19 protein-coding genes are annotated in these 18,294 nt (G+C 64.0%); 1 reads left to right on the top strand and 18 read right to left on the bottom strand.

The genetic code is table 11. From position 1 onward, the window contains the following. Window positions 1-123: 123 nt before the first annotated feature. The 5 genes from glmM to rlmE all read right to left on the bottom strand — a co-directional run bounded on the left by glmM (window position 124) and on the right by rlmE (window position 5,696). Window positions 124-1,458 carry a phosphoglucosamine mutase gene (glmM, locus tag NKT35_RS12090; protein WP_254293246.1) on the bottom strand — a complete coding sequence of 445 codons (1,335 nt, stop codon included), beginning with the start codon at window positions 1,456-1,458 and terminating at the stop codon, window positions 124-126. Window positions 1,459-1,553: 95 nt separating this feature from the next. Then, window positions 1,554-2,390, bottom strand: coding sequence for a dihydropteroate synthase (gene folP / locus NKT35_RS12085; protein WP_254293245.1), 837 nt, complete (start codon window positions 2,388-2,390; stop codon window positions 1,554-1,556). After that, window positions 2,387-2,887, bottom strand: coding sequence for a DJ-1/PfpI family protein (locus tag NKT35_RS12080; RefSeq protein WP_256493449.1), 501 nt, complete (start codon window positions 2,885-2,887; stop codon window positions 2,387-2,389). Before NKT35_RS12080 ends, folP begins: the two co-directional genes overlap by 4 nt. Window positions 2,888-3,060: 173 nt before the next feature. Then, the gene (gene ftsH / locus NKT35_RS12075; protein ID WP_254293244.1) at window positions 3,061-4,998 is read right to left on the bottom strand and encodes an ATP-dependent zinc metalloprotease FtsH; all 1,938 of its coding nucleotides are present in this window, start codon (window positions 4,996-4,998) and stop codon (window positions 3,061-3,063) included. 80 nt (window positions 4,999-5,078) lie between these two features. Beyond that, window positions 5,079-5,696, bottom strand: coding sequence for a 23S rRNA (uridine(2552)-2'-O)-methyltransferase RlmE (gene rlmE, locus NKT35_RS12070; RefSeq protein ID WP_254293242.1), 618 nt, complete (start codon window positions 5,694-5,696; stop codon window positions 5,079-5,081). Window positions 5,697-5,853: 157 nt separating this feature from the next. Between rlmE and yhbY the strand changes: the two genes are divergently transcribed. Further along, window positions 5,854-6,174 carry a ribosome assembly RNA-binding protein YhbY gene (gene yhbY / locus NKT35_RS12065; protein WP_254293240.1) on the top strand — a complete coding sequence of 107 codons (321 nt, stop codon included), beginning with the start codon at window positions 5,854-5,856 and terminating at the stop codon, window positions 6,172-6,174. A 238-nt stretch (window positions 6,175-6,412) separates the two neighbouring features. Here the strand turns inward: yhbY and NKT35_RS12060 are convergent, their stop codons facing one another. The 13 genes from NKT35_RS12060 to gspG form a co-directional block, all read right to left on the bottom strand. Next, entirely contained in the window at window positions 6,413-6,841 is a 429-nt protein-coding gene (locus NKT35_RS12060; RefSeq protein ID WP_254293238.1) for a DUF4149 domain-containing protein, read from the bottom strand. A gap of 72 nt (window positions 6,842-6,913) precedes the next feature. Next, window positions 6,914-7,390, bottom strand: coding sequence for a transcription elongation factor GreA (gene greA, locus NKT35_RS12055; protein WP_254293236.1), 477 nt, complete (start codon window positions 7,388-7,390; stop codon window positions 6,914-6,916). 143 nt (window positions 7,391-7,533) lie between these two features. Then, a complete protein-coding gene (gene carB / locus NKT35_RS12050) occupies window positions 7,534-10,743 on the bottom strand; it encodes a carbamoyl-phosphate synthase large subunit (protein ID WP_254293234.1) in 3,210 nt (1,069 codons plus the stop codon). A gap of 72 nt (window positions 10,744-10,815) precedes the next feature. After that, the gene (gene leuE, locus NKT35_RS12045) at window positions 10,816-11,469 is read right to left on the bottom strand and encodes a leucine efflux protein LeuE (RefSeq protein WP_254293232.1); all 654 of its coding nucleotides are present in this window, start codon (window positions 11,467-11,469) and stop codon (window positions 10,816-10,818) included. A gap of 17 nt (window positions 11,470-11,486) precedes the next feature. Next, window positions 11,487-12,614: a glutamine-hydrolyzing carbamoyl-phosphate synthase small subunit gene (gene carA / locus NKT35_RS12040; protein WP_254293230.1), complete on the bottom strand. Its 1,128-nt coding sequence runs from the start codon at window positions 12,612-12,614 to the stop codon at window positions 11,487-11,489. 203 nt (window positions 12,615-12,817) lie between these two features. Next, window positions 12,818-13,567, bottom strand: coding sequence for a type II secretion system protein N (locus NKT35_RS12035; protein ID WP_254293228.1), 750 nt, complete (start codon window positions 13,565-13,567; stop codon window positions 12,818-12,820). Then, entirely contained in the window at window positions 13,564-14,073 is a 510-nt protein-coding gene (locus NKT35_RS12030; protein WP_254293226.1) for a type II secretion system protein M, read from the bottom strand. The genes NKT35_RS12035 and NKT35_RS12030 overlap by 4 nt, the downstream gene beginning before the upstream one ends. Window position 14,074: 1 nt before the next feature. Then, window positions 14,075-15,265, bottom strand: a complete 1,191-nt coding sequence (gspL, locus tag NKT35_RS12025; protein ID WP_254293224.1) for a type II secretion system protein GspL — start codon at window positions 15,263-15,265, stop codon at window positions 14,075-14,077. Between the two features lie 126 nt (window positions 15,266-15,391). Continuing rightward, window positions 15,392-16,384, bottom strand: a complete 993-nt coding sequence (gene gspK, locus NKT35_RS12020; RefSeq protein ID WP_254293222.1) for a type II secretion system minor pseudopilin GspK — start codon at window positions 16,382-16,384, stop codon at window positions 15,392-15,394. After that, window positions 16,381-16,971: a type II secretion system protein GspJ gene (locus tag NKT35_RS12015; protein ID WP_254293220.1), complete on the bottom strand. Its 591-nt coding sequence runs from the start codon at window positions 16,969-16,971 to the stop codon at window positions 16,381-16,383. The genes gspK and NKT35_RS12015 overlap by 4 nt, the downstream gene beginning before the upstream one ends. Beyond that, window positions 16,968-17,348: a type II secretion system minor pseudopilin GspI gene (gene gspI, locus NKT35_RS12010; RefSeq protein ID WP_254293218.1), complete on the bottom strand. Its 381-nt coding sequence runs from the start codon at window positions 17,346-17,348 to the stop codon at window positions 16,968-16,970. The genes NKT35_RS12015 and gspI overlap by 4 nt, the downstream gene beginning before the upstream one ends. Continuing rightward, on the bottom strand, window positions 17,345-17,821 hold the full coding sequence (locus tag NKT35_RS12005) for a prepilin-type N-terminal cleavage/methylation domain-containing protein (RefSeq protein ID WP_254293216.1): 477 nt from the start codon (window positions 17,819-17,821) through the stop codon (window positions 17,345-17,347). The genes gspI and NKT35_RS12005 overlap by 4 nt, the downstream gene beginning before the upstream one ends. 18 nt (window positions 17,822-17,839) lie before the next feature. Then, the gene (gspG, locus tag NKT35_RS12000; protein ID WP_254293214.1) at window positions 17,840-18,283 is read right to left on the bottom strand and encodes a type II secretion system major pseudopilin GspG; all 444 of its coding nucleotides are present in this window, start codon (window positions 18,281-18,283) and stop codon (window positions 17,840-17,842) included. Between the last annotated feature and the right edge of the window lie 11 nt (window positions 18,284-18,294).

The raw sequence follows: 18,294 nt of genomic DNA, 5'->3' as shown, positions 1-18,294 counted from the left end.
GGAGCGGCAATTCTATCCATCGCGACATGACAAACAAGTTTTAAATGGCTAATTTAACAGCATATTTACAAAAAAATGCCAGGCTTGCGCCTGGCATTTTTCAACATGCAAGATATGACGATGCTATGCCACTTTTTCAATCGCCTTGGCGATAGCCTGCGCCCAAGAGTCGGCCAGCGCTTTGTCGTCGGCTTCCACCATCACCCGCACCACCGGCTCGGTGCCGGACGGGCGCAACACTACGCGGCCGCGGCCATTCAGCGCGGCCTCGGCCTCGGCCAGGGGCGCAGCGGAAGCGTTTTTCCAATCGCAGCCATTGTGGCGCACATTGATCAGCGTCTGCGGGAAGGGCTGCCAATCGGCGCAGATTTCCGCCAGGGTCCTGCCCAGTTGGCGAATCGCCGCCAGCACCTGCAGGCTGGAAATGATGCCGTCGCCGGTGCTGTGCTTGTCCAGGCACAAGATATGGCCGGAGGCTTCGCCGCCGACTTGCCAGCCGTCGGCATGCAGCATCTCCAGCACGTAGCGGTCGCCCACCTTGGCGCGGCCGAACGGCACGCCTTGCTGCTTGAGCGCCAGCTCCATCGCCATATTGGTCATCACCGTGCCGACCACGCCGCCCTTCAGCTCGCCGCAAGCCGCGCGCGCCTTGGCGATCACGTAGATCAGCTGATCGCCGTCATAGATGCGCCCAGCCGCGTCCACCATGATCAGCCGGTCGCCATCGCCATCCAGCGAGACGCCGAAATCGGCCTGGTGCTCCAACACCGCCAATTGCAGCGTTTTGGGGTAAGTCGCGCCGACCTTGTCGTTGATGTTGTAGCCATTCGGCTGGCAACCGATCTGAATCACCTCCGCGCCCAGCTCGTGGAACACCTTGGGAGCGATGTGATAGGTGGCGCCGTTGGCGCAGTCCACCACCACCTTCAGCCCCTTGAGGCTGAGTTCATTGGGGAAGGTGCTCTTGCAGAACTCGATGTAACGCTCGGCGGCGCCTTCGATGCGGCGGGCGCGGCCCAGCTCCAGCGAAGGATTGGTTTCCATGGGCTGATCCAGCATCGCTTCGATTTCCAGCTCCAAGGCGTCGTCCAGCTTCTTGCCGCCCTCGGCGAAGAACTTGATGCCGTTATCCTGGAAAGGGTTATGCGAGGCGGAGATCACTACGCCGGCTTCCAAACGCAAGGCGCGGGTCAGATAGGCGATGCCGGGCGTCGGCAAGGGGCCGGTCAGCAACACATTGACGCCGGCGGCGGTAAAACCCGCCTGCAGCGCCGCCTCCAGCATATAGCCGGAAATCCGGGTGTCCTTGCCGATCAAAACTGTCGGACGGTGGCCCTTGTCATGACTGACCAACACGCGCCCCGCTGCATAACCCAATTTCATGACAAACTCGGGATTAATCGGAAACTTGCCGACTTCGCCGCGTACGCCATCGGTGCCAAAATATTTACGACCCATCGCTTTTCTCTTCTGCGTTGATTGCCGGCAGGCTCGCCGACTCAAATAATCGGCGCTATTTTGCCATTACTGCCAGGGGAAAAACCAGTTTCAAATCAAGATTCTCGCAAAGCTTGCCAGAGCTGAAACGCCTGCCTGGTCGCCTTGACATCGTGAACGCGTATCACCGCCGCGCCGCGCCGCGCCGACTCCAGCGCCGCCGCCACGCTGGCGCCCAGCCGCTCGGCAGGCGTCTCCTCGCCGGTAATCGCGCCCAGCATGGACTTGCGCGACAAGCCCACCAGTTGCGGCACGCCGGCGATGCGCTCCACTTCATCCAGACGCTTTAGCAGCGCCAGATTGTGCTCCAGCGTTTTGCCGAAACCGAAGCCGGGGTCGACCAGCAGCCTTTCGCGGACGATGCCAGCATCCAGGCATAGCTGCACGCGCCGTTTCAAATACTCCGCCACCTCTGCCACCACGTCGCCATAGGCCGGTTTGTCCTGCATGGTGTCTGGATTGCCTTGCTTGTGCATCAGGCAAATGGCGGCCTGGCTTTGCGCCGCCACCGCCAAAGCGCCCTCGTCTTCCAGCGCCGACACATCATTGATCAGATCCACCGCGCCCAAGCGCGCCGCCTCGCGCATCACGCTGGCGCGGCGGGTATCCAAAGACAGCGGCGCGCCGATGCCGCGCAATGCCTCCAGCACAGGCAAAACCCGGTCCATTTCCTGTTCCGGGCTGACAAAGGGCGCGCCGGGGCGGGTCGATTCGCCTCCGATGTCCAGGATGTCCGCGCCCTCGGCCAACATCGCCTCGGCTCTCGCCAAAGCATCGTCGGCGCGGTTGAAGCGCCCGCCATCGGAAAACGAGTCCGGCGTGACATTGAGGATGCCCATCACCAGGGGGCGGGACAAATCGAGCTTATAGCGCCCGCACAGCAAGGTTTTCATATTGATTCTCTTTCTGGGCCCAGCCGCGGACCATGGCGGCGCATAAATGCCTGTCGATCGGCCGCATTCATCAGCCCTAATGCCGCCAGAACCGTCGCCGTCCATTCCACGTAAGCCCATGGCATCGCAGTGATGAGATTTTCATCCCGCGCCACATCGCAATGGCGATAGTCCACCCCGCGCCAGTATGGCTCGGTGAAGGCCGCTGTCTCCGGCCCCGCATAGTCCGCGGTGTAATTGTGAGTCGCCCGCCTGTCCTTCAGCAAACCCGCGGCCGCCAGCACCAGATTGCCGCCGCAGATAGACGCGATCAAGGCGCCCTGCGCATGGGCGGCATTCAAGCCTGCCGTGGCCAGGCCGTCTGGAATGATGGAGCCAGGATCGCCGCCCGGCACCAGCACCGCCCGCCATGCGCGTCGCTCCAATTCGGGGAACGCGCCGTCAGCCTGCAGGCGCGCGCCATTCGACGCCCGGTGCGGGCCGCCGTCGGGCGTCAGATAACAGACCGGCCCATGCCGGGCCAGTTCCTCGGCAGCAAGGCGATTTCAAAGAAGACGCAGCCTGGATAGAGCAAGACGGCGCAGGCAGGGGAAGCAGCTGGCATGGATGGCGAGTATGAAAAAACCGGGCAAACCCTGAAAGGCTTGCCCGGCTGTGGATTTGAAACGGATCAGGCTTCCTGGGCCGGACCGGACGGCTCGGAAGGCGCTTGGGCCTCCGAAGCCGCGGCCGGAGTCTCCGGCTCGGCCGGCTTGGCCTCCGCCTTGGCGGCGAAGCTGGAACCCGGCTTCGGCGGACGCGGCGGCTTGCCTGCCATGATGTCGTCGATCTGCTCGGCGTCTATGGTTTCGAACTCCAGCAGCGCCGCGGTCATCGCTTCCACCTTGTCGCGGTTCTCTTCCAGCAGGCGGCGCGCCAGCGCGTACTGCTCGTCGATGATGCGGCGGATTTCGGCGTCCACTTGCTGCATGGTGGCTTCGGACACGTTCTTGTGGGTGGTGATGGAGCGGCCGAGGAACACTTCGCCCTCGTTCTCGCCGTACACCATCGGGCCCAGCTTGTCGGACATGCCGTAGCGGGTGACCATGTCGCGCGCCATTTGCGTCGCGCGCTCGAAGTCGTTGCCGGCGCCGGTGGTCATCTGGTTCATGAACAGCTCTTCGGCGATGCGGCCGCCGAACAGAATGGCCAGACGATCCAGCAGATACTGGCGGTCATAGGTGAAGCGGTCTTGCTCCGGCAGCTGCATGGTCACGCCCAGCGCGCGGCCGCGCGGGATGATGGTGACCTTGTGCACCGGATCGGACTTTGGCAGCAGCTTGGCGACCACGGCGTGGCCGGACTCGTGGTAAGCGGTGTTCTTCTTCTCTTCCTCGGTCATCACCATGCTGCGGCGCTCGGAGCCCATCATGATCTTGTCCTTGGCGGACTCCAGGTCCTCCATGTCCACCAGACGCTTGTTGCGGCGGGCGGCGAACAGGGCGGCCTCGTTGATCAGGTTGGCGAGGTCCGCGCCGGAGAAGCCCGGCGTGCCGCGGGCGATCACTTCGGCGTTGACGTCGGCGGCTATCGGCACCTTGCGCATGTGCACGTTGAGGATTTGCTCGCGGCCGCGGATATCCGGCAACGGCACCACCACCTGGCGGTCGAAGCGGCCCGGACGCTGCAGCGCCGGGTCCAGTACGTCCGGACGGTTGGTGGCGGCTATCACGATCACCGTGGAATTGGTGTCGAAGCCGTCCATCTCCACCAAGAGCTGGTTCAGCGTTTGCTCGCGCTCATCATTGCCGCCGCCGAGGCCTGCGCCGCGCTGGCGGCCGACCGCGTCGATTTCATCGATGAAGATGATGCAAGGAGAGTTCTTCTTGGCTTGCTCGAACATGTCGCGCACGCGGGCTGCGCCCACGCCGACGAACATTTCCACGAAGTCGGAGCCGGAGATGCTGAAGAACGGCACCTTGGCTTCGCCTGCGATGGCCTTGGCCAGCAGCGTCTTACCGGTACCCGGCGAGCCGGCCAGCAGGATGCCGCGCGGGATGCGGCCGCCCAGGCTTTGGTAGCGGGAAGGATCGCGCAGGTAGTCCACGATTTCCTTCACTTCTTCCTTGGCCTCGTCGCAGCCCGCCACATCGGCGAACACCACGGTGTTGGCGTCCTGGTCCAGCATGCGCGCCTTGCTCTTGCCGAACGAGAACGCGCCGCCCTTGCCGCCGCCTTGCATCTGGCGCATGAAGAACACCCACACGCCGATCAGCAACAGCATCGGGAACCAGCTGATGAAGATGCTCATCAGCATGGACGGCTCTTCTTCCGGCTTGGCCGAGAAGCGCACATTGTTTTTGATCAGGTCATCCACCAGTTGCGGATCGTACGGCGCGAACGTGGCGAACGCGGTGCCGTCGGACAATTTGCCCTTCAGCCACTGGCCGCGCAGCGGATGGCCCTCGATGGTCAGGGATTGCACCTTGCCCGACTCGACATTGCTGATGAACTGCGAGTATTCGAGCTGGTTCTGGGTGTCCTGACGCTTGTTGAACTGATTGAACACCGTCATCAGCACCAAGCCGATGATCACCCAGATGGCGATGTTTTTGCCGATATTGTTCACGAGTGGCGGACTCCTCTGTGCCCTGACTTTTTGGTTGCTTGTTTAAACGGCTTCGATTGTACGCCGCGCGCCCGTTTATGTCAGCGGCGACCCTTGCCCAGCAAATATATTTCGCTGGAACGGTCGCGCGACGCCTTAGGCTTGCGGGTGACTACCTCGGAGAACAGCTCGCGCATGGCCTTGAGATAATCCTGAAAATCGCTTCCCTGAAATACTTTGACGAGAAAGTGGCCTCCAGGTTTCAAATGATCGCGCGCAAAATCCAGAGCCAGTTCGCACAGCAGGAAACTTCTGGCCTGATCGATGGCGCTCATACCCGACATATTGGGCGCCATATCGGAAATTACAAGGTCCAGCGGACGGCCGCCCAGCAATTGTTCGAACTCGCGCAAGACACTTTCCTCGCGGAAGTCGCCCTGGATGAAATCCACACCCGGAACCGGGTCCATAGGCAAAATGTCCAGCGCGAACACCTTGCCGGCGTCGCCGACGATGCGCGAGGCCACCTGCGACCAGCTGCCGGGCGTGGAGCCCAGGTCAGCCAGCACGGTGCCGGGACGGATCAGCTTGTCCTTGTCGTTGATTTCCAGCAATTTGTAGGCGGCGCGGGCGCGGTAGCCGTCTTTCTGCGCCATCTGCACGTATTGATCGTTGACGTGTTCCTGCAACCAGCTGTTGCTGCTCTTGCTTCTTGCCATCGGTGGGCGCGCTTTCTGTCTTCTTAATGCTCAGGATAGCCGATCCATCCGCCTCGCATGGCGCTATCCTGTTGTTTTTCGGTTAATTCGGGACCAAACTTTGGGCCTGGGGGGAAATTCTAGTAGAATCGGGTTTTGCTTTGAAATCCGTCTTTCCATGAAAATTGAACTCAAGCCGTTCCAGCGCAAGTATCTGCAAGGCCTGGCCCACGGCATCGACCCGGTGGTGATGATAGGCAATAATGGCCTGACCGAGTCCGTCGTCCGCGAAATCGCCATCAGCCTGGACGCCCATGAACTGATCAAGGTCCGCGTGCTGGGCGACGACCGCGAAGCCCGCGTCGCCATGTTCGAGCAGATCTGCGACCAGCTGGACTGCGCGCCGGTGCAACACATCGGCAAGCTGCTGGTGCTGTGGCGCCCCAGCGACAAGGAGCGCATCGCGCTGCCGAAGAACAAGCAGGCCCTGAAGGGCTAAGCATGTGGGGCGAAAGCCCGGCAAACTCATACTGGCGGATCGCCCCTACGGGGCATTCGCCCTACGAAAACGGTGGCTTTAGCCGCCGTTTTTTTATGCCTGCCTTCGCTGCATCATGCTTCATGCAGGGCGGAAGCCCTGCTCGCCGGGCGTTCCGCCAATGCCGCGCAACACAAGGCGAAGCGATGACATCCAAACGGCGGATCATCTCGCCGAATACGACGGACATCCAAATGGATCATTCGTTGCGCAGTATGAAGGCCAGGCCAAACAAGCTTTGCACCAGATAGATCAGGCTGGAGATGGCGTGCCAGGTGGCGAAGCCGCCGCCGAACAAGCCCTCGGCCGCATGGTTCATCTGCTGCTTCAGCGTGACGATGATGGGCGCGACGCCGAACTGGTTGATCAGGATGCAGGCCAGCATGCCGACGATGAGCCAGAAGCCGCCCAGCTTCAGCCCGGACACGCCATGGCGCCATACCAGATCCACCAAGAGGTAGACGCCGCACACCAGGCCCACCCAGGCGATGACGGCGAACAAGCGTCCCGCCACCATGCCGGCGGTCACCGAGTCCAGCGTTTTGAACAGCACCGGCGCCACGATCAGGCCGATCACCCATAAACCGCCAATCCAGAAGGTCTTGGCAATAGCACGCAAGCCGTCCATCTCTCCCCCCAGCAACAGACGCCACCCATGAAAAACGCGCGATGTTTGGCATCGCGCGCGGTCCGGTTTTGGTCAAACGTATTTGACGTCGAGCACTTCGTACTCGCGGATGCCGCCCGGGGCCACTACTTCGGCCACGTCGCCGGCTTCCTTGCCAATTAGGGCGCGGGCGATCGGCGAGTTCACCGATACCTTGGCGTCCTTGATGTCGGCTTCGTCATCGCCGACGATCTGGTAGGTGACATTGTCTTCCGTCTCCAGATCCATCAGCTCGACGGTGGCGCCGAACACCACGCGGCCATCGGCGTTCAGCTCGATAGGGTTGATGATCACGGCGTTGGACAGCTTGCCTTCCAGCTCGGCGATGCGGCCTTCGACAAACGCCTGGCGCTCCTTGGCGGCGTCGTATTCGGCGTTTTCCGACAGGTCGCCATGGGAGCGGGCTTCGGCGATCGCCTCGATCACCGACGGACGCTCCACGCTCTTCAGGCGTTGCAATTCTTCTTTCAGAAGTTCGGCGCCGCGTACAGTCAACGGGACTTTGGTCATTACAGTATTCTCCACAGGCGGTTGGTCCGCCCCTCAACAAAAGCACAAGCCGCCGTACGGGACGGCGGCTTGGGCAAGCGGGTTTGAGCGGAATTGTACCGAGAAATCGGCTCCGCATCAAAGCCTACCGGCGGCGGCTCCGCTTAGCCGGCGATCTGCGCGTGCAGCTGCTGCACGCTGTACACATCGAAGGCCTCGGCGTGCTTCATGCCCACGCATACCGCCTTGGCGGCGGACAGCGTGGTGTATTGCGGCACGCGCGCCTGCAAGGCGGAGCGGCGGATGGAATGGCTGTCCTGGATCGCGGTGCGCTTCTCATCAACCGTGTTGATCACCAGATCCACTTCGCCGTTCTTGATCATGTCGACGATGTGCGGACGGCCTTCGTTCACCTTGTTGACCACCTGCACGATCAGGCCGGCTTCGGTCAGATGCTTGGCGGTGCCGCGGGTGCAGCAGATGCCGAAGCCCAGACGCTGCAGCTCGCGCGCCACGTCCACCGCGCCGTTCTTGTCGCCGTCGCGCACCGACAGGAACACCTTGCCGGTCTTGGGCAAGCGGTCGCCCGCGCCCAGCTGCGCCTTGACGTAAGCCTCGGCGAAGGTCTTGCCGACGCCCATCACTTCGCCGGTGGACTTCATTTCCGGCCCCAGGATGGTATCGACGCCCGGGAACTTGATGAAGGGGAACACCGCTTCCTTCACCGCATAGAACGGCGGGATCACTTCCTTGGTGAAGCCTTGGTCAGCCAGCTTGATGCCGGCCATGGCGCGGGCGGCGATCTTGGCCAGCGGCGCGGACGTCACCTTGGAAACGAAAGGCACGGTGCGCGAGGCGCGCGGGTTCACCTCCAGCACGTAGATGGTCTCGCCCTGGATGGCGAACTGCACATTCATCAGGCCGACCACATTCAGCGCGCGCGCCATCGCCTCGGTCTGGCGGCGGATTTCATCCTGCAGCGCCGGGAACAGGCTGTACGGCGGCAGCGAGCACGCCGAGTCGCCGGAGTGGACGCCGGCTTGCTCCACGTGCTGCATGATGCCGCCGATCACCACTTGCTCGCCGTCGGACACGCAGTCGACATCGACTTCGATGGCGTCGTTGAGGAAGCGGTCCAGCAGCACCGGGCTGTCATTGGACACTTTCACCGCTTCGCGCATATAGCGTTCCAGATCAGCCGGCTCGTGGACGATTTCCATCGCGCGGCCGCCCAGCACGTAGGACGGGCGCACCACCAGCGGGTAGCCGATTTCTTCGGCCAGCTTCATCGCCTCGGCCGGCGCGCGGGCGGTGCGGTTCGGCGGCTGCTTCAGGCCCAGCTCGTTCAACAGCTTCTGGAAGCGCTCGCGGTCTTCGGCGGCGTCGATCATGTCCGGTGTGGTGCCGATGATGGGCACGCCGTTGGCTTCCAGGGCGCGCGCCAGCTTCAGCGGGGTCTGGCCGCCGTACTGCACGATGACGCCGAACGGCTTCTCGATGCGGCAGATTTCCAGCACGTCTTCCAGCGTCAGCGGCTCGAAGTACAGGCGATCGGATGTGTCGTAGTCGGTGGACACGGTTTCCGGATTGCAGTTGACCATGATGGTCTCGAAACCGGATTCGCGCAGGCTCAGCGCGGCGTGCACGCAGCAGTAGTCGAACTCGATGCCCTGGCCGATGCGGTTCGGCCCGCCGCCCAGCACCATCACCTTCTTGCGGTCGGACGGGTTGGACTCGCACTCTTCCTCATAGGTCGAGTACATATAGGCGGTGTTGGTGGCGAATTCCGCCGCGCAGGTGTCCACGCGCTTGTACACCGGGTGCAGGTTCAGCGCCCAGCGCTTGGCGCGCACGGCGGCCTGGTCGGTGGCCAAGAGCTCGCCCAGACGGCGGTCGGAGAAGCCCTTGCGCTTCAGGCGGCGCAGTTCGCTGTACTCCATGTCCTCAACCTTGCGGCCGGCCAGCGCCTTTTCCTCGCCGACGATGTCCTCAATCTGGGCCAGGAACCACGGGTCGATCTTGCTGACGGCGTGGATGTCGTCGCGGCTCATGCCGATGCGGAAGGCGTCGGCCACGTACAGAATGCGTTCCGGTCCCGGCGCGCCCAGCTCGTGGCGGATGGCGGCTTCGTCGGTGGTCACCGAGTCGAAGCCGGACAAGCCGGTCTCCAGACCGCGCAGCGCTTTCTGCATCGACTCCTGCAGCGTGCGGCCCATGGCCATCACTTCGCCCACCGATTTCATCTGGGTGGTCAGGCGGTCGTCGGCCTGCGGGAATTTTTCAAACGCGAAACGCGGAATCTTGGTGACCACGTAGTCGATCGACGGCTCGAACGAAGCCGGGGTGGCGCCGCCGGTGATGTCGTTCTTCAGCTCGTCCAGCGTGAAGCCCACCGCCAGCTTGGCGGCGATCTTGGCGATCGGGAAGCCGGTGGCCTTGGACGCCAGCGCGGAGGAACGGCTCACGCGCGGGTTCATCTCGATGACGATCATCTCGCCGGTGGCCGGATTGGTGGCGAACTGCACATTGGAGCCGCCGGTATCCACGCCGATCTCGCGCAGCACCGCCAGCGAGGCGTTGCGCATGATCTGGTATTCCTTGTCGGTCAGCGTCTGCGCCGGGGCCACGGTGATGGAATCGCCAGTGTGCACGCCCATCGGGTCGAAGTTTTCGATCGAACAGATGATGATGCAGTTGTCGTTCTTGTCGCGAACGACTTCCATCTCGTATTCCTTCCAGCCCAGCACCGACTGCTCGATCAGCAGCTCATGGGTAGGGGAAGCCTCGAAGCCGCGCTCGCAGATCGCCAGGAATTCTTCCTTGTTGTAGGCGATGCCGCCGCCGGAGCCGCCCATGGTGAAGGACGGGCGGATCAGCGTCGGGAAGCCGACCTTGGTCTGCGCTTCCAGCGATTCTTCCAGCGTGTGACAGACAAAAGACAGCGGGCAGGACAGGCCGATCTTGGCCATGGCCTCCTTGAAGCGGCCGCGGTCTTCGGCCTTGTCGATGGCGTCTTCGGTGGCGCCGATCAGCTCGACCTTGTATTTCTCAAGGACGCCGTGCTTGGCCAGGTCCAGCGCGCAGTTCAGCGCGGTCTGGCCGCCCATGGTCGGCAGGATCGCGTCCGGACGCTCCTTGGCGATGATTTTTTCCACCACCGGCCAGCTGATGGGCTCGATATAGGTCACGTCGGCCATGTCCGGATCGGTCATGATGGTGGCCGGATTGGAGTTCACCAGGATGACTTTATAGCCCTCCTCGCGCAGCGCCTTGCAAGCCTGGGCGCCGGAGTAGTCGAACTCGCAGGCCTGACCGATGACGATCGGGCCGGCGCCAATGATCAGAATGCTTTTGATGTCGGTACGCTTTGGCATGATTTTGACTCTATTTCAGTAATTCGATTCTGTTCGGCCGCGCGACCCCCTCGCGCGGCCGGCATGGTTTGCTTAGCCCAGCCCGGCGGCCGCCAATTTGGCGCCGAAGCCGACGAACACCGCGCCCACCGAGCCGCCCAGCGCCGCCGACAGCTTGCGGCGGCGGCGGAAGGCGTCGGCCATGCGGTTGCCGGCCAGGATCAGCAGCGTCATATAACTCAGGCTGCAGCACTGCACGATGGCGCCCAGCGCGGCGAAGGTCAGGCCAGGATGCGGATAGGCCGGATCGACGAACTGCACGAAAAAGGACACGAAGAATAAAATCGCCTTCGGGTTCATCAAGCTGATGAACAGCGCCTTGCCGTACGGGTGGCCGCTGGACAGCGCCGACGGCGCCGCCTTGCCCTCTTCGCCGCGGCGCGCGCGCGCCCAAGCCATCAAGGCCCCCTTCACCATATTGAAGCCCAGCCAGCCCAGATACGCGCCGCCGATGTACTTGATCACGGAAAACAACGCCGGATTGGCCTGCAACAGGCCAGCCGCGCCCAGCGCGGCCAGCGTCATCAGCGTGAAATCGCCGCTCAGCACGCCGGCGGCGGCGGCGAAGCCGGCGCGCGGCCCGCGCTGCGCCGCCACCGACAGCACGAACATCATGTTCGGGCCGGGCAGCAGGATGACGATCAAGGTGCCTATCAAATAGGTGGTCAGGTCGGTAATGCCAAACATGTGCTGCTTACTCCAAGTTACTGCCGCTCGGCCATCGCCGAGATGAAACGGTCAAACAGATAGGCGACGTCTTCCGGACCCGGGCTCGCTTCCGGGTGGCCCTGGAAGGAGAAGGCCGGACGGTCGGTCAGCGCGATGCCCTGCACCGTGCCGTCGAACAAGGAACGGTGGGTGACGCGGACATTGGCCGGCAGGCTGGTCTCATCCACCTGGAAGCCGTGGTTCTGGCTGGTGATCATCACGCGGCCGGAATCCAGGTCTTGCACCGGGTGGTTGGCGCCGTGGTGGCCGAACTTCATTTTGGACGTTTGCGCGCCGGTCGCCAGGCCCAACAGCTGATGGCCCAGGCAGATGCCGAACACCGGCAGCTTGGTCTCCAGAATCTCGCGGATGGCGGCGATGGCGTAGTCGCACGGTTCCGGATCGCCGGGGCCGTTGGACAGGAACACGCCGTGCGGATTGAGCGCCAGCACATCGGCGGCCGGCGTCTGGGCCGGGACGATGGTCAGCTGGCAGCCGCGTTCTGCCAGCATGCGCAGGATGTTGTGCTTGACGCCGAAGTCATAGGCGACCACATGGAAACGGGTGGCGGCCTGGATCTGATAACCGGCGCCCAGCTTCCATTGCTTCTCGGTCCAGGCGTAAGGCTTCTGGCAGCTCACCACGCGGGCCAGATCCTGGCCGGCCATGGAGCCGAAGCCGCGCGCCAGTTCCAGCGCGCGGGCCTCGTCGATGTCGCCGGCCATGATGCAGCCGGCCTGAGCGCCCTTCTCGCGCAGAATGCGAGTCAGCTTGCGGGTGTCGATATCGGCGATGGCGACGACATTGTGCTTCTTCAGGTAATCGGACAGCGAATCTTCGGCGCGGAAGTTGCTGTGCAGCAGCGGCAGATCGCGAATGATCAGGCCGGATGCAAAAACGGCGCGGGATTCGGTATCTTCCGAATTCGCGCCGACGTTTCCGATATGGGGATAGGTCAGAGTGACGATCTGCCTGGTATAGGAAGGATCCGTGAGGATTTCCTGATAACCGGTGATGGCAGTATTGAATACCACCTCGCCGACCGTATGGCCGGCGGCACCGATAGCACTACCTCTAAAAAGCGTGCCGTCAGCCAAGACAAGGATTGCGGGGGTGTTTGACACTGGCTGGCTCCTGTTGCGTTTGCCGCGGCGCTTAGACAAAAACCGGCGGGTGCCGGTTTGTTTGCGCGCTGTGGTTTTTTTGAAATTCTGATGTGAATAACGGGACGCGGCGCTCTCGCCTGTCCCGTTTGGTTAAACCTTTCAATAATACCGCGCGTTTTGCGTTTGCACAATAAGCGAATGATGATTTCGCAAAAAAATCGTCACATCCCCGGTTTGATCTGCCAGTTGATGCCGGTCGGGCCGGAGGGCTGGCCCAGCATCAGCATCAAGGGCTTGAGCGCGTCGTACTTGTCCGGCGGGCTCTCGCCGCTCCCCGCCATCTGGAACACGCCCTGCGGCGACACGCTGCCCTGGCCGTTCAGCATCAGCGGCCCTTCCAGCGTGGACAGCGTCAGGCTGGCGCCCTGCGGCGTGCCGGCGATGTCCAGCTGATAACTGCCGAAGGGCAAGGCCGTAGTCAGGGGCGACGCCGCGCCGCGCCATGCCAGCTGCACATTGCCGCTGAGCGCCTTCCCCTGGCGAGCCAGCTGCGGCACATTGACCTGCACTTCGCCGCCCAGTCTGGCCGCCTGCCAGGTCTTGGACAGATTGGCCAAGGCCGCCATCGGCAGCGACAAGGCCAGGCCCCTCACTTCCTGCTTGCCCCAGCCCAGCTGCAGCATGCCCGGCTGGCCGGCGCTGTCCAGATGCCATACCAGCAGGCCGGACATCAGCGCCTTGGGCTGCCATTGCCAGGCGATGGGGCTCATGGCCTGCACCTCGCCGCCCGCGCCCAAGTAAACCAGCTGCGCGCCGCCATCCCACAGCGTGCCCTTGGCCTGGCTGACATCCCAATGCCCGCCGCTGACGCGCGACACCGGGACCGACAGCCAGTTGGCGGGCAGCGCCGATACCAGGCCGGCCAAGGCGGCCAGGCCGATCAGACTCCACTTGGCGATTTTCCGCTTCATTCCGCCGCTCCCGCATGCATGAGCAGGGCCTTGACCTTGGCTTGGCCCGGCACGCCTTGCGCCTCGGCCTTGGCGCTCACCACGCGCACTTGCTGCTGCGCGGACAAGATCCCCAGATAGCGCACCCAATCGTCAAAGCCGACCACGCCTTCGACATCCACCCCCGACTCGCCGTCCGGGCTGAACTGCAAATTGGCCAGCGACGCGCCCTGGCTCTTGGCCGTCTGCTGCAGCAAAGGGATCAGTTCCTTGGCCGGCAGCGGCGTCTGCGCCGGCTGGCGCTTGAGCTTGTCCGCCTCGGCCGCCAGCGACTCCACCATGCCAGCCTCGGCCTGCAGCCTGGCCACCGCGCCGCGATTGCGCTGCAATGAAGCCTGCGCCGGCTCCCACACGCCCAGGTACAAAAAGGCCACGCCCAGCACCGCGCCCATCAAGGTCAGCAGCCGCTGCTCTCGCGCGCTGCGCTGGCTCCAGTATTCGAGAAATTGTTGTTTGTACGCTTGCATCTCAAGGCTCCCGCGCGATCACCAATTGCTTGGCGCCAGGCTGGCTGCTGACCGCGTCCAGCAGAATCTGCCTGGCTTCCAGCTGCTTGCGCCAGCGCGCCAGCGCTTCCGGCGGCACATCCGCCACTTGCAGCTTGAGGCGGCCGGATTCGTACTCCAGCGTCCGCACCTGCAAATCGCGGCCGGCGACCGCCGCCAAAGCGCCCATCAGCTCGACCATATCGTCCCGCGCCGCCTGGCCGTGGCTCAGCCTCAGCCGATCGACCGCCCGCAGCATCGGCAGCGCGCTACTGCCCGGCAAAGCCTGGCCGCCTATCCACGGCGTCGCGGTTTTGACGATGCGTTGCGACAGGCTGTGCTTCTGCCAGGCGTACCAGCCGGACTGGCCCAAGGTCAGCGCCAATTGGGCGACCACCAGCATGCCAAGCAGCCAGCCCGCCCGCTTGAAAGACGGCGCCCAGTCGCGCCACAGGCGGTTGGCCGCCAATTCGCCCTGGGCGAAATCGAAAGCCCCTTGGCGGCGGCCGCTGCGCCAGTCGTAACGGTCGACTCGACTGGCCTCACCCTGCCAGCCCGGCAAACGGCTCAGCACTTCGTCCACGCTGTCCACGCCCGACAGCCGCAAGGACGCCGGAGGAGACGCCGCCATCAAGGAGGCGAACAAATGCTGCTCCAGCAACGCGCCGCCCAGCGGCAGGCTGGCGGCGAACGGCGCGGCCGCGCGCACCAGCCAGCGGTCGGCCAGACGGGTCACGCTCCAGCCATCCGCCGCCGGCGCCGGCATGAGGCACTCCTCCGGCACGATGCGGTCGCACAAGCGGCCCAGTTGCTTGAGCATGGCCACGGCGCGCCGCACCGAGGCCGCCTCGGTCACCGCCACGGCGCGGCGGCCATCGGCCCCGTTGTCGCCCAGGGCGTACAAATTCGCAGCGGGATCGTTGCCCAGCCTTTCCTCCAGCGCGAAGCCCACCACCGCCGCCGCCGGCTGCTTGACCGCATCCGGCAGCTTCACATCGGTGAACAGCGTGCGGCCCGCCGGCAACACCAGCTCGCAGTGCTCGGCCTTAGGCCAGCCGCCCGGCGCGCTGTCACCCTGGGCGGCCGGTTCGCCGCGGGCGTTCAGCAAGGCCCAGGGCAAGCCGGGCTCGCTATCGGGCCAACCCGGCCTGAGATAGAGTCGCAGCGTCGTCATTCTTGTCTCCCGCGGACCGCGCCCATTGCACGATCCCTATAGTTAACCAGGCCCCTCGCCTTCTTGCGGGCGAGCCCCTCGCAGGGCAAAGCCAGGGGATAAGCATTCAATTGCCGAGCTGCCGAATCAGCCGCCCGAGCGTATCGGCCCGGCGTTGCCCGATTCGGCGGCAGCGGATCCGTTCGCCACGCCGGCCGCCACGCGGCCATCATTGCCGTCCTGCCGCCAGACCAATCTGACGACATTCTGATTGCTGTAAATCATCGCCCGCATCGCCAGCTTGGCCTTGCCGTAGCTGGACTTGCTGTCGAGCTGGAAATAGTTGGACGCCGTCACGATGCCGCCATCCGGATAGGCGACCGTGCCCGGCGCGGGCAGGCGCGCCTTGAAATCGGCAGCGTCCTTGAAATAATTGCTCTGCCGCTGCTTGAGCATCACCAGCAGATTGCCGTCGCCCGCGCCAGGCAGCATCGTCTTCAACACCTTGTCAGTGGCGGTGTTGACGTTGATCTGATTCACCGTGGACGGCAGCGCCGCGATATGCGGCAGCAGCTTTTCCATCACCTCCGGGGTATAGCCCGGCAGCCAGCGCAGCATTTCCACCCTCAACAAGGGATGGCTGGACGCGGGTGCCGCGGCGGCGTCGCCGCCGACCGGCTTCTCATCCTCGCCCTTGCCGCCGCGCAAGGCCTTCACCACCGGATCGGACAGCTTGCTCGGCAGCTGCAGATTGGTCAGCAAACGCTTGTAGAAGGTCAGTTGATCGGCATTGGTCTGGCCATTCACCACCAGCGAATTGATATTGAAACGGCCTTGCAGATCGCTGAGCGAGCCGCTGACCTTCACGCCCTGCGCCTCGGTCTGCGGCAAGGGCTGCGCCCACAGCTGGGACAGCGCCACCACGCCGTTGCCGGCCGGTCCGTTGTTGAAGCGCAAAATCTCCATCGCCCAGCCCAGGCCGGCGTCCGCCACCAAACGCAGCTGGGCGCGGCTCTTGTCGTTTTCCAGCTGATGCCACCACAGGCCCTGCTGCCACAGCACCAGGCTGGCCGCCGTCGTCGCCAGCGCGACGATGAGCAAGGCCATGATCACCGCCATGCCGGACTGATGTTTTCTCATGGCAGCACCCATACCCGGTGCACCTGCTTGCCGCCCGGCATCTTCACCCGCATTTCCAGCGCCCGCGCCACCCGCCCCTGGGCGCCATCGCCCATGGGCCACACGTTTTGCCAGCTGCCGTCATTCAGCAGCACCCGCCAGGAAACCTGCATGCCCGCGCCCAGCAAGGTGTAGGCGATAGGCGCTTCCGAACCGCTGCCGCCGCTGCCCGCCGACCAGCTCAAGCCCTTTTCGCCAGCCTGATAACTGATGCGCTCCATCCCGCCGGGGTAACGGGCGGAAACCGACTCCAGCACCAGCGATTGCCCTTTGCCCTCCTCCAGCAGCGTCAGCGAGCTGGCGCCCAGCATCGCCCCCAGCATTTGGTCGCCATTGGTCGGCGAGGGCTGCTGGCCGGACAAGTCGCTTTCCAAACGGCGGAACGCGCGGGCGGCATCCACCCATTGCTCCCCGGTCTGCATCAGCCGCTCGCGGGCGATGAGCAATGAGCCGAAAGCCTTGTAGCCCATCACTGACAGGATGGCGAGCAAGCTCATCGCCACCAGGATTTCCAGCAGCGTCATGCCGCGCTGTGTTTTCGCACTCACCCGCCGCCTCCCGGCTGCTGCCTCAGATAGCCGGTGATCTCCGCCAGCACGTAATGCCCCGCGCCGGGCGCCAGGATGCGCACTACCACTTTGCGGAAATTGGGGTTAGGCGTGGTGCTGACATCGCGCTCCCAGCGCCATTCGACGCCGTCTTCCTTGCTCTCCCCGGCCTGCTGTCCCGGCTCGGGAAACTGGCGCAGCGCCTGCAGCATCGCGATCTGGTTCTGCGCCTCCCAATTGGCCTGCATCCGCCGCTCCATGCCTTCCGCGTTGTCGGCGGCAAGGCCGGTGGCGCGCAGCAAAGCGCCCAGCGCCACGGCGATGATGGCGAGCGCGACCAATACCTCGAACAGGGTAAAGCCCTCTTGCCGCCTCATGAGCCGTCCGCCACGGTGACCCGCCCCAACGGCGATTGCAGCACGGTGAGGTGACGGCCCGCCCCCGCCAGGCTCAGCGCCAGCGTGGCGGCGCGGCCATCCTGCCACAGCAACACCGGCCTGCCCTTGGGCCAGGGCTTGCCGTCCAGCAGGGCCGTCTCGCCCTGGATGCCATCCGGCCAGGGATGCTCGGCCAGCAAGTCCTCGCTGACCGTCTCCCAGGCGCCGTCGTCGTTCATGCGGCTGAAGGCATAGCCTTTGCCCGTCCAGCTCAAGGCCAGCGTATCGCCCATTTCCGCGGCGGCGCCCGCCTGTTCCAGCACGCGGGCGAAACGGTAGGCCTCGTCATTCAACAGACGATGGGTGTCCGGCCGCAGGCTGAGCGTGACGGTGGTGGCGAGGACGCCGATGATCAGCATCACCACCATCACCTCGATCAGCGTGAAACCGCGCTGGCGATCCGGCAAAGTCATCCAGACTGCTCCGTCGGCTTACTTGCCGCTTTCCCAGTTGCCTATGTCGGCATCATTGCCTTCCCCGCCCGGCTGGCCGTCGGCGCCGAAGCTCCAGATGTCGATTTCGCCATGGGTGCCCGGATTGGCGTATTGATACGGATTGCCCCACGGGTCCTTGGGCAGACGCTCCAGGTAGCCGCCCGGCTTCCAGTTTTTCGGTTCCGGCGCGGCGCTCGGCTTTTGCACCAGCGCTTGCAGGCCCTGGTCGGTGCTCGGATAGCGGCCGTTGTCCAGGCGGTACAGCTTCAATGCCTGGCTGATGGCGCCGATGTCCTGCTTGGCCGCGACGATGCGCGCCTCGTCCGGGCGGCTCATCACCTTGGGCACCACCAGCGCGGCCAGCACGCCGAGGATGACGATCACCACCATGATTTCGATCAGGGTAAAGCCGCGTTGGGCGGCGCGTTGAATCTGTTTCATTGCATCTCCAT

Source organism: Chromobacterium sp. IIBBL 290-4 (genome assembly GCF_024207115.1).
GTDB lineage: Bacteria > Pseudomonadota > Gammaproteobacteria > Burkholderiales > Chromobacteriaceae > Chromobacterium.
Note: the sequence above shows the minus strand (reverse complement) of the source record. Positions and strands in the feature narration are given on the sequence as shown.